This is a genomic window from Micromonospora sp. S4605 (genome assembly GCF_003176715.1).
In the GTDB taxonomy this organism is placed as follows: domain Bacteria; phylum Actinomycetota; class Actinomycetes; order Mycobacteriales; family Micromonosporaceae; genus Micromonospora; species Micromonospora echinaurantiaca.
On record NZ_QGSW01000307.1, the window covers coordinates 1 to 11,372 of the forward strand.

The 11,372-nt window shown below is 75.1% G+C and carries 10 protein-coding genes; 5 read left to right on the top strand and 5 right to left on the bottom strand.

The genetic code is table 11. The annotated features are described in order from the left end of the window. From DLJ47_RS27515 to DLJ47_RS27525, 3 genes are all read left to right on the top strand, one after another. Positions 1-1,437 (top strand): MFS transporter (locus DLJ47_RS27515; protein ID WP_233258050.1); only part of this gene is annotated, 1,437 nt, incomplete at its 5' end. 156 nt (positions 1,438-1,593) lie between these two features. After that, positions 1,594-2,886, top strand: coding sequence for a phosphotransferase family protein (locus DLJ47_RS27520; RefSeq protein WP_158289900.1), 1,293 nt, complete (start codon positions 1,594-1,596; stop codon positions 2,884-2,886). A gap of 89 nt (positions 2,887-2,975) precedes the next feature. Beyond that, the gene (locus DLJ47_RS27525) at positions 2,976-3,560 is read left to right on the top strand and encodes a pyridoxamine 5'-phosphate oxidase family protein (protein ID WP_088993796.1); all 585 of its coding nucleotides are present in this window, start codon (positions 2,976-2,978) and stop codon (positions 3,558-3,560) included. Positions 3,561-3,623: 63 nt separating this feature from the next. Here the strand turns inward: DLJ47_RS27525 and DLJ47_RS27530 are convergent, their stop codons facing one another. Continuing rightward, positions 3,624-5,105 (bottom strand): peptide MFS transporter, encoded by a 1,482-nt coding sequence (locus DLJ47_RS27530; RefSeq protein WP_109904205.1) that lies wholly within the window; start codon positions 5,103-5,105, stop codon positions 3,624-3,626. A gap of 219 nt (positions 5,106-5,324) precedes the next feature. On the opposite strand from DLJ47_RS27530, the gene DLJ47_RS27535 reads away from it, so the two are divergent. After that, complete coding sequence (locus DLJ47_RS27535; RefSeq protein ID WP_046564157.1) at positions 5,325-5,666, top strand: RNA polymerase-binding protein RbpA; 342 nt, start codon at positions 5,325-5,327, stop codon at positions 5,664-5,666. 67 nt (positions 5,667-5,733) lie between these two features. Here the strand turns inward: DLJ47_RS27535 and DLJ47_RS27540 are convergent, their stop codons facing one another. From DLJ47_RS27540 to DLJ47_RS27555, 4 genes are all read right to left on the bottom strand, one after another. Further along, positions 5,734-6,252: an FxsA family protein gene (locus DLJ47_RS27540; RefSeq protein WP_109904213.1), complete on the bottom strand. Its 519-nt coding sequence runs from the start codon at positions 6,250-6,252 to the stop codon at positions 5,734-5,736. A gap of 52 nt (positions 6,253-6,304) precedes the next feature. After that, positions 6,305-7,114, bottom strand: a complete 810-nt coding sequence (locus DLJ47_RS27545) for a polyprenol monophosphomannose synthase (protein ID WP_109904215.1) — start codon at positions 7,112-7,114, stop codon at positions 6,305-6,307. Positions 7,115-7,158: 44 nt separating this feature from the next. Further along, positions 7,159-8,745: an apolipoprotein N-acyltransferase gene (gene lnt, locus DLJ47_RS27550; RefSeq protein WP_109904207.1), complete on the bottom strand. Its 1,587-nt coding sequence runs from the start codon at positions 8,743-8,745 to the stop codon at positions 7,159-7,161. Between the two features lie 216 nt (positions 8,746-8,961). After that, a complete protein-coding gene (locus DLJ47_RS27555) occupies positions 8,962-10,542 on the bottom strand; it encodes a bifunctional NAD(P)/FAD-dependent oxidoreductase/class I SAM-dependent methyltransferase (protein WP_109904209.1) in 1,581 nt (526 codons plus the stop codon). A 75-nt stretch (positions 10,543-10,617) separates the two neighbouring features. Between DLJ47_RS27555 and DLJ47_RS27560 the strand changes: the two genes are divergently transcribed. Continuing rightward, complete coding sequence (locus tag DLJ47_RS27560) at positions 10,618-11,199, top strand: helix-turn-helix domain-containing protein (RefSeq protein WP_109904211.1); 582 nt, start codon at positions 10,618-10,620, stop codon at positions 11,197-11,199. Positions 11,200-11,372: the final 173 nt, after the last annotated feature.

The window sequence follows — 11,372 nt, forward strand, 5'->3', positions numbered from 1 at the left end:
GGTGGGCCGGGTGACGGTGGCCCGCCGGTGGACGCGGGCCCGAGCCGTCGCCCGGCCGAGCCGAGCATGGGCCGGTTCCTCGGCGTGGCCGCCGGCCAACTGGTGTCGCTGATCGGGTCGGCGTTCACCCAGTGGGCCATCCCGATCTGGATCTACCTGACCACCGGTTCGGTGGCCCAGCTGGCGCTGTTCGTGACGCTGGCGCTGGTGCCCGGCCTGGTGGTCGCCCCACTGGCCGGGGCGGTGGTGGACCGGTCCAGCCGGCGGGCGGTGCTGCTCGCTGGGGACGTCGCCGCCTGGGCGGTGCAGATTGCGCTCGGCGTGCTGCTGTGGACCGACACCCTGCAGATCTGGCACATCTACGCGCTGCTGGTCGGGTTGTCGGTGGCCACCGCCTTCCAGCGGCTGGCGTACGTGGCGTCGGTGCCGCAACTGGTGCCCAAGCGGTACCTGCGGCACGCCATCGGCGTGGTGGAGATGGTCAACGGCGTCGGGACGCTGTTCGTGCCGCTGTTCGCCGCCGGCCTGCTGGCCACCGTCGGCCTGGATGGCATCCTGGTGATCGACATCGTCAGCTACGCGGCGGCGGTGCTGGTCGTGGCGCTGGTCCGCTGGCCGGCACGGATGGGCTGGCACCGGCGGGAGACGCTGACCGCCGAGATCGCCAACGGCTTCCGCTACTCGTGGGGGCACCGGCACTTCCGGGCGATGCTGCTGTTCTTCCTGGTGCTCAACATCTTCCTGGCCCCGCCGCTGATCCTGGTCAGCCCGCTGGTGCTGTCCTTCGGCACGCTCGCCGACGCGGCCCAGGTGTCGTTCGTCTCCGGGCTGGGCGCGACGGTGGCCGGCCTGACCGTCGCCCTGTGGGGCGGTCCGGCCCGCCGACCGATGCGCGGGGTGCTGCTGTCCATCCTGGCCATGGCGGTGGCCTGTGTGGTGATCGCGCTGCGTCCGGATCCGCTGCTGGTCGCGGCGGGCGCGTTCGGGCTTGCCGCCGGGCTGACCCTGACCACCGGCATCTACCGGGCGATCGTGCAGGTGAAGATCCCGCAGCGCTACCACGGCCGGGCCGCCGCGCTGAACCAGATGATCTCCTGGTCCACGCTGCCGCTGGGCTTCGCGGTGGTGGCGCCCGCCGCAACCGCGCTGTTCGAGCCGATGCTGATGCCGGACGGGCGGCTGGCCGGCAGCGTCGGGCGGCTGATCGGGGTCGGCGAGGGGCGCGGCATCGCGTTCGTCTTCCTGCTCTGCGGCCTGGTCATCGCGGTGCTGGTGGCCGCCGCGGCGCGGATCCGGGCGATCGCCCGGTTCGACACCGACGCCCCGGACGCGGTCGCCGACGACCTGGTCGGCGTGGAGTCGCTGCGCCACCGGCGGGAGCCGGCCGGCACACCGCCGGTGGTGCCGTCGCGGCCGCGAGCCGGGAGCGCCACATGAGCGAGCGTCAGCGAGCGAATCGTCAACTCAGCGCGGTGGTGCCTCATGGCGGCACGGAGCGCAGCGGAGTGCCGGCATGAGCGAGCGTCAGCGAGCGAATCATCGACTCAGCGCGGACGTGCCTCATGGCGGCACGGAGCGCAGCGGAGTGCCGGCATGAGCGCCCCCGCCACGGCGGTCGACGTGGACGTGATCATCGCCGCCGGGCCGCGCCGGGTGCTGGGCCGCTGGCGCGGCGGCGCGGTGGTCCTGCCCCGGCTGCGGCTGACCGCGTCGTGGCCGCCGCCGAGCAGCCAGCTGCCCGGCGCCGTCGCCGCCGAGACGGGGCTGCGGGTGGCGTTGCTCGAACCGCTGGACACCACCCTGTTCGTGGCCGAGCCGGTCGACGGCGAGCCCACCGCCGGCTACGGCTGGCACGACGCGACCGCGTTCGGCGCGGCGTCGGTGCGGCACTGGCTGGACCGGTCCGCGCCGGCGGGCCGCCCGGCCTGGTACCGGCCCGGCTGGTTCGCCGCCGCCACCGGCTGGCTGGACGCGGTGCTGGCCGGGCGGGGCGCCCGCCGCACCGGCCCGGTGAGCCAGATCCGGCACTGGACGACGTCGACGGTGCTGCGCGCTCCGACCAGCGACGGGGCGGTGTTCCTCAAGGCGGCCCTGCCGCACCTGGTGGCCGAACCCAGGGTGATCGCCGAACTGGCCCGGACGTGGCCGCGGGCGGTGCCGCAGGTGCTGGCCCACTCGGCCGAGCACGGTTGGTGGCTCAGCGCCGACTTCGGCGCCCAGCCGCCGGCCCGCGACGGCGCGGCCGCCCTGCGCCTGCTGGCCGGAATCCAGGCCGCCACGGTCGGCCGGACCGGTCCGCTGGAGGCGGCCGGCTGCCCGGTGCTGACCCTGGAGGACCTGGCCGACCGGGTGCCGGCGCTGACCCGCCGCGCCGAGGTGTGGGACCGCGCGGGCACCGGTCCGGGCGGGCTGACCGGCGTGGCGATGTGGTTGCAGGACCGCTGCGCCGAACTCGACGACCTCGACCTGCCGCCGACCCTGACCCACGGCGACCTGCACCCGGACAACGCGGCGGACCGCCCGGACGGGCCGCTGCTGTTCGACTGGAGCTTCGCCCGGATCGCGCACCCGCTGTTCGACCTGGCCGGCTGGTTGCACCAGGTGGCCGAGCCGGAGGCGCGCCGGCAGGTCGACGCCTATCTGGACGGTTGGCGGCAGCTGGCCTCCGCCGGTGAGCTGCGGGAGGCGTGGCGGGTCGCCAAGCCGGTCGCCGCGCTGGTCGAGCTGGTCAAGTTCGTCGACCTGATGGACCGCACCGGTCCCGGTTACGCGTTCGACTACCTTCCGATGGCCGCGGTGTGGGCACGCCGGATCCTGGACGCGGTGGCCGGCCGCGACGCCCACCTGACCGGCTGGTGCGATCCGCGCCCGGCCCGGTTGGGCTGACCGGCTGACCGGTCGGCGGCGCGGCCAGCGGGTGGGACGGCGCCGGGGCGGGCGGCCGGCCGGCTGCGACGGCGGGAGATGATGCCGGGGTGGGAAAGACGTACGAACGCATCGACGGCCGGCTGCGGACCTTCATCGAGGAGCAGCCGCTGTTCTTCACCGCGACGGCGCCGTTGGCCGGTGACGGCACCATCAACCTGTCCCCGAAGGGGCTGCGCGGCTCCTGGGCGGTCCTCGACGCGCACACGGTGGCCTATCTGGACTTCGCCGGTTCCAACGCCGAGACCATCGCGCACCTGCGGGAGAACGGCCGGATCACGCTGATGTGGTGCGCCTTCCAGGGCCCGCCGAACATCGTCCGGGTGCACGGGCGCGGTGAGCCGGTGTTCCGCGACGACCCGCGCTGGCGGGACCTGGCGGCGCACTTCCCGGACATCGACACCAGCGTGCACGGGCTGCGGGCGATCATCGTGGTGCGCGCCGAACTGATCCGGGACACCTGCGGCTACGCGGTGCCGTTCATGTCCTACGACGCCGACCGGGACCTGCACGCCCGCCGCTTCGCCCGGGAGGACGACGCCTCGCTCAGCGACTACTTCGCCAAGAAGGACCACGTCGCCCGCAGCATCGACGGGTTGCCCGGGCTGCCGCTGCCGCTGCCCCCGACGCCCTGACCCGACGCGTTCACCGGGCCAGGCCGGTGAGCCGGGCCGGGCCGACCGGGCCGGGCCGCCGGCTCAGTGGATGCCGGCCATCAGGGCGCGGATCTGCCGGGCGAACATCACCGCGCCCAGCCCGAGCGCCACCGACGCCAGCCCGAAGGTCAGGAAGTACACCGGCTCGGACCAGGTGTCGGCGAGGCGGGCCACCTGCCCGCCGATCGCGTCGCCGACGGCGGTGGCCAGGAACCACAGCCCCATCATCTGGCTGGCGTACTTCACCGGCGCCAGCTTGGTGGTGGCGGACAGCCCGACCGGGCTCAGCGACAGCTCACCGGCGACCTGGATGGCGTACACCGCCACCAGCCACCACGGGGAGACCAGGTCGCCACCGACGGCGGCCCGCGCGGCAGCGGCCATCAGCACGAACGACAGGCCGTTGAGCACCAGGCCGACGGCGAACTTCACCGGGGTGGAGACCCGGTGCCCCAGCCGCAGCCAGAGCAGCGCGAACAGCGGCGCCCCGATGATGATCAGGATCGGGTTGACCGACTGCAGCCAGGACGCGGGGAAGGTGAACCCGGCCACGTCCCGGTCGGTGCGCTCGGCGGCGAAGAGGTTCAGCACCGAGCCGGCCTGGTCGTAGATCAGCCAGAACGCCGCGGCGAAGACGAACAGCCACACGTACGCCTTCATCCGGCTGCGTTCGGTGGCGCTGAGTTCCCGGTCGAGCATGATCCGGGCGAAGTAGCCGATGGTGACCAGCACGGTGACCGCGGCGAGCAGGTTGACCACGGTGTTGACGGTGAACAGCCCGGCCACGGCCAGGACGACCACCACGACCAGCACCGCGGCGGCGGCGAGCCCGACCCGGGTCAACGCCCGGCGGCGGTCCGCGCCGAGCAGCGGGTCCGCCGGCCGGGCGCCGGCCTCGCCGAGGTTGCGCCCGCCCAGCACGTACTGCAGCACGCCGAAGGTCATGCCGACCGCCGCCGCCCCGAACCCCAGATGCCAGTTGATCTTCTCACCGAGGAAGCCGGTGATCAGCGGCGCGATGAACGCCCCGAGGTTGATGCCCATGTAGAAGATCGAGAAGCCGGCGTCGCGGCGCGGGGAGTCCCGGTCGTACAGGTCGCCGACCATGGTGGAGATGTTGGGTTTGAGCAGCCCGGTGCCGAACACGATCAACGTCATCCCGGCGAACACGCTCCACCGCGCCGGCACCGCCATCACGTAGTGGCCGGCCGCGATGACCACCCCGCCCCAGAGCACGCTGCGGCGCGCCCCGATCAGCCGGTCGGCGACCCAGCCGCCGGGCAGCGCCATCAGGTAGACCATCGCGTTGTACGTGCCGTACACGGCGTTGGCGGTGGACTCGGCCAGGCCGAGCCCGTCGTCGGCCAGCTCCGCGGTGAGATACAGCACCAGGATCGCCCGCATGCCGTAGAAGCTGAACCGCTCCCACATCTCGGTGAGGAAGAGGGTGGCCAGGGCCCGCGGATGGCCGAAGAAGGTCCGCCCGGCGGGCAGTCGGTTCGCCACCGGCGCGTCACCAGCCATCGCACCCTCCGCTCTGTTCGGGCGGCTAACATCCCCGTTGGCAGCGAAAACACTCCACCGTTTCCACCCGGCCGGGGACGACCCCGCCGGGCGACTGTCATGGCCGGCTACCCTTGGTCAGGCTCGACCCGAGCAGCGGCAGCGCCCGGGGCGGGAATGGCCCGGCGGAGACGGACCGTTACACCTGAAGACAGCACCACGAACGAGGGGAAGTCGATCATGGGCGAGCGTATGCTGCGCGGTAGCCGGCTGGGCGCGGTCAGCTACGAGTCCGACCGCAACACGGAGCTCGCGCCGCGGCAGACCCGCGAGTACCTCTGCGCCAAGGGCCACCAGTTCGAGGTGCCGTTCGCCGTCGACGCCGAGGTCCCCACGACCTGGGAGTGCAAGTTCGACGGCAGCGTCGCCCGGCTGGTCGACGGCAGCGAGCCGGAGCAGAAGAAGGCCAAGCCGCCGCGTACCCACTGGGACATGCTGCTGGAGCGGCGCTCCATCGCCGAGCTGGAGGACATCCTCGCCGAGCGGCTGCAGGAGGTCCGCACCCGCCGCGGCCGCGCCTGACCCGCACCGACACCACGGCGCCCCGGGAGAACCCTCCCGGGGCGCCGTCGTTGTATCCGGGGCCGGTTCAGCGGCCCGGTTCGACGATCTCCCCCTCGATGGCGCGGCCGCCGTCGACCACCGTCGGCTGCTCGGCCGGCCGCGGCTGCGGCTGCGGCGCGCCCCGGCGCACCCGCACCCGGCGGGGCCCGAACAGGTCACCGGCGACCATCGACGACACCCGGCGCTCGGCGGCACGTTGCACCCCGGCGCGCGCCAGCCGCCGCACCGGCGGCACCAGCAGCGCCAGCCCGACCACCCCGCTGACCAGGCCCGGGGTGGCCAACAGCAGGGCACCGGCCAGCCCCACCAGCCCGTCGGTGACCTGCCGCCCCGGAGGCTGCCCGGCCTGCGCGGAGGCCCGGAACCCCCGCCACGCCCGCATCCCCTCCCGGCGCAGCAACACCAGCCCCACCAGCGACACCGCGAACACCGCCAGCACCGCGGTGCCGAACCCGACGGCCCGCCCGAGCAGCACGAAAACCGCCAGCTCCAGCACCACCGCCAGCAGCAGGGCCAACGGTACGAACCTCAGTCCCCGGCGCATGTCACCCCATCCCGTCCGCACGACCCGCCCGTCCAGCATGACACGACCACGCTCAGGGCCACCGCACCTGACCGGTCGGGGTGCCGTACAGGCCACGCCGCACCGCCAGCCGGCGGTCCTGCACCGCCCAGCCGGTGATCCGCCACAGCGCCTCGGCCACGATCAGCGGACTCATCTTGCTGCTGCCGCGCTCCCGCTCGGCGAAGGTGATCGGCACCTCGACGATCCGCACCCCGGCCCGGTGCGCCAGCCGGGACAACTCCACCTGGAACGAGTACCCCTGGGAACAGATCGACGCCAGGTCCAGCCGGCGCAGCGCGTCGAGCCGGTACACCCGGTAGCCGCCGGTGGCGTCGGAGACCGGCATGCCCAACGCCAGCCGCGCGTACAGGTTGCCGCAGCGCGACAGCAGCAGCCGCCGCAGCGGCCAGTTCACCACCCGCCCCCCACGGGTCCACCGCGACCCGATCACCACGTCCGCGTCCCGGGCGGCCGCCAGCAGCGCCGGCAGGTCCTCGGGGGCGTGCGAACCGTCGGCGTCCATCTCCACCACCGCGTCGAAGCCGCGCCGGCGGGCCCAGTCGAAGCCGGCCAGGTAGGCCGCGCCGAGGCCGCGCTTGCCGTCGCGGTGCAGCACGTGCACCCGCGGGTCGGCGCCGGCGAGGGCGGCCGCGATGGCGCCGGTGCCGTCGGGGCTGTTGTCGTCGGCGACGAGGACCTCCACCTCGGGCGCGACCCGCCGCACCCGCGCCACGATCCGGGTGACGTTCTCGGCCTCGTTGAAGGTCGGGATCACCACCAGCACCCGACCCAGCCCGGGCGCACCCGGGCCCGGCCGTCGGACGTCGGTCGCCTCGCCCACCACCGCACTGTCACCCCCTTCCGCCGCCCGGGGCCGGCTGGCCGCTACCCGGCGCGCCGCCGGCGCAGCACCGCCGCGCCGGCCAGGGCCGCCACCGCCAGGGCGGTCAGCGCCACCTCCGGCCACAGCCCGACCCGGGTGGCCAGGGTCCGCCCGTCGGCGAGGGTCAGCTGCCGGACCACGACGGCGCGGGTGTTGAACCCGGTGGCGTCGCTTACCCGCCCGTGCGGGGAGACGAACCCGGACACTCCGACCGTGGAGGCCATCAACGCCGGCCGGCCGTGCTCCACGGCGCGCAGCCGCACCATGGCCAGCTGCTGGCGGGCCTCGGCGACGTCGAAGGTGGCGTTGTTGGTCTGCACCACCAGCAGCTGCGCGCCGCCGGTGACGGTGTCGCGGACCACCTCGTCGTAGGCGACCTCGAAGCAGATCACGTCGCCGAGCACCGTCGGCCCGGCGCGCAGCACGCCCGGCTCGCTACCCGGCACGAAGTCGTTGCGGACCCGGTCGACCTGCTTGCTGACCATCCGGGCCACGTCGCGCAGCGGCACGTACTCGGCGAACGGCACCGGGTGCCGCTTGGTGTAGAGCTGTTCCAGGTCGGGGCCGGCGCCGGGGCGCCACAGGATGCCGGCGTTGCGGACCTGGCCGGGCTGCGGGCCGAGCAGCACCGCGCCGACCAGGATCGGCGCCCGGATCGCGTCGGCGGCCGCGGAGATCCGCGCGCCGGCGGCGGGGTTGCGCAGCGGGTCGATGTCGCTGGAGTTCTCCGGCCACACCACCAGGTCCGGTTGCCGCTGCTGGCCGTCGGCCACCCGGGCGGCCAGTTCGATGGTGGCGTCGACGTGGTTGTTCAGCACCGCCTGCCGCTGGGCGTTGAAGTCCAGCCCGAGCCGGGGCACGTTGCCCTGCACGATCGCCACCGTGACGGCGGGTCCGCCGCCGGCCGCGCCGACCGGCACCAGCAGGCCGGCGGCGACCACGGCGACCGCGCCGGCGGTCAGCGCGGCGGCCGGCGCCCACCACCGCCGCACGTCGTGGCGCCGCCACGCCGCGGCCACCAGCAGCCCACCGGCCAGCGCCACGGCGAACGTCACCAGCGGCGCCCCGCCCAACGCGGCCAGCCGCAGCAGCGGCGAGGTGTCCTGGCTGAACGCCAACCGCCCCCACGGGAACCCGCCGAACGGGGTACGGTCCCGCAGCGCCTCCTGCCCCACCCACAGCAGGCCGGTCAGCGCCGGCCACGCCCACCGCCACCGGTCGGCCAGCGGGGACAGCCACGCCGTGGCCGCGCCGAGCAGCGCCAGGTAGCCGGCCTGCAGCAGGGACAGCAGCACCCACGGCAGGTAGCCGGTGTGCAGGTTCGTCCAGGACAGCAGCGGCGCGAACAGCGCCACCCCGGTGAGGAAGCCCAGCCCGGCGCCGGCGCGCAGCCGCCGCCGGTGCGCCGCGGCGGCCAGCAGCGCCACCCCGACCGGCGCCAGCGGCCACACCCCGTACGGGGGGAACGCCGCCAGCAGCGCCACCCCGGCGGCGATCGCCAGCGGCGCCGCCACCCGCAGCGGCAGCGGACGCGCCGCGGCGGCCGGCCGGGCGGCCGGCTCGGCGTGCGTGGAGTCCAGGGTCGTCACCGGCGCCTCATCTCGATCACGGTGCTGAAGGCTACCCGCCCGACGCCGCGTTCCCGCGCCCCGGCGACCGGGCGGGACCGCGGGCGCCGGGCGACGTCGGTGACGCCGGTCACCCCGGTGTCGCTGGTCAGCCTGGTGGCCGCCGGTCACCCCGTGGCCGACCCGACGGCACGGTCGGGCCCGCCGCCACGGGGGCGGCCGGCCCGACCGGGACCGTCAGCGGCGGCGGGCGACCAGGACGGCGTCGTGGATGGTGATCTCCCGCCCCTCCGGGTTCACCATCGCCCGGGGCCGCGTCTCGGCGGCCACAACCTGCCAGCGGGCCGGGTCCAGCGCCGCCGCCACCTCCTCGGCGGTGAACATCATCTCCGGGAAGTGCAGGCGGTGGGCGCTGGCACGCAGGTCCGACGGGTGGTGCCCGACGATGAGCAGGGTGCCGCCGGAGGCCACCGCGGCGGCCAGCCGGGCGAACATCTCCTGCCGCTGCTCCGGCGGCAGCTGCATGAACTGCGCCGACACCAGGTCGTAGGAGTCCGCGGCGGGCGGCTTCGCCAGCAGGTCGGCGTGCACCCACTCGATCCGCCCGGCGACGTCCGCCCCGGCGGCGTCGGCGTGCGCGGTGGCCCGTTCCAGCGCGGTGGCGGAGATGTCCACCGCGGTCACCTGCCACCCCCGCCCGGCCAGCCACACCGCGTCGGCGCCCTCCCCGGCGCCGACGTCCAGCGCCCGCCCCGGCGGCAGCTGCGCGGCCTCGGCGACCAGCTGCGGGTTGGGCCGCCCGCTCCACACCGCCGGCCGGGACCGGTAGCGCTCCTCCCAGGCGGCCTCGGTGAACATGGTCTCCCGCCGGTCCCGGTAGTCGGCCACCGCGGCGCGGGTGTCCTCGGCGACCAGGTCGGCGTTGATCGCCGCGCCGGCGGTCAGGCCGGCGCCCGCGGAGGTGATCACCTGGGCGCGTACGTCGGCGACGTTGCCGGCCACCCACACCCCCGGCACCGCGGTGGCGCCGTTGGCGTCGGCGGGGATCTGGCTGCCGAACACGTGCCCGCCCATCTCCACCTCGACCGGCTCCAGGCCCAGCGAGGTCAGCAGCCCGGCGCGGGCGGTGAACCGCGGCGCGACCACCAGCGCGTCCAGCTCGACCACCTCACCGGAGGCCAACCGCACCCCGGTCAGCGCGTCCCCGCTCACCTCCAGCCCGGCGACCGGCCCGTCCACCACCGGGATGGCCCGCGCGGCCAACTGCTCGGCCTCCTCGGCCCCGGGCGCCGCCGCGCCGTGCAGCACGAGCAGCACGTGCTCGCTCCACTGCCGCCACAGCTGCGCCTGGTGCACCCCGAACGGCCCGGTGGCCAGCACCCCGATCCGCCGGTCACGCACCTCCCAGCCGTGGCAGTACGGGCAGTGCAGCACGTCCCGGCCCCACCGCTGCGCCAGCCCCGGCACCTCGGGCAGCTCGTCGATCAGCCCGGTGGCGACCAGCAGCCGCCGCGCCCGCACCGTCCGCCCGTCGTCGAGGGCGACGGTGAACTCCGCCCCGTCGCGGGCGGCGGAGACCACCCGACCGGAGACGATCCGCCCGCCGTACCCGGCGACCTCCGCCCGGCCCGCCGCCAGCAGCTCACCCGGGGCGGTGCCGTCGCGGCCCAGGTAGTTGTGCATGTGCTCGGCGGGCGCGTTGCGCGGCTCACCGGCGTCCACCACCAGCACCGAGCGGCGGGCCCGACCCAGCGCCAGCGCCCCCGCCAGCCCGGCGGCGCCACCGCCGACCACCACCACGTCGTACCTGTCGTCCATCTGCTCCCCCTCGTCGCCTCGTATGGGCTACCACGCTCCACCGGCGCCGCGGATTCGACAAGTAACGTTGCTGTTATGGCAAACGACGAGGCGGCGGTGCTGGCGGCGGTGGGGCCCCGGCTGCGGGCCCTGCGCAAGCAGCGTGGCACGACCCTGACCGACCTGGCAGCGACCACCGGCATCTCGGTGAGCACCCTGTCCCGGCTGGAGTCGGGGCACCGCCGGCCCACCCTGGAACTGCTGCTGCCGCTGGCCCGCGCCCACCAGGTGCCGCTGGACGAGCTGGTCGGCGCGCCGGAGACCGGCGACCCGCGGGTGCACGCCCGCCCCATCGTCCGGCACGGGGTGACGTTCCTGCCGCTGACCCGCCGCCCGGGCGGTCTGCAGGCGTTCAAGCAGATCCTGCCCCCGCACACCCCCGCCGAACCCGAACAGCAGACCCACGAGGGCTACGAGTGGCTGTACGTGCTCTCCGGCCGGGTGCGGCTGCTGCTCGGCGAGCACGACCTGATCCTCAACCCGGGCGAGGTCGCCGAGTTCGACACCCGGGTGCCGCACTGCGTGCTCAACCCCGGGCCCGAGCCCACCGAACTGCTCACCCTGTTCGGGCCGCAGGGTGAACGGCTGCACGTACGCGCCCGCCCCACCAGGCGCTGACCGGGAAACGAAATCGGGGCGCGGCTCACGCCGCGCCCCGATGCTCCCAGGCCCTTCCCGGCCGGTGGGGCGAGGATGTGGCACGCCGACCTTCGGACCGACCGGACGCGGACTGGCTGCCCCCGCCGGGCCGTTGTCTACTGGCCGTGCACCCCACCCTGCCCGTACACCGG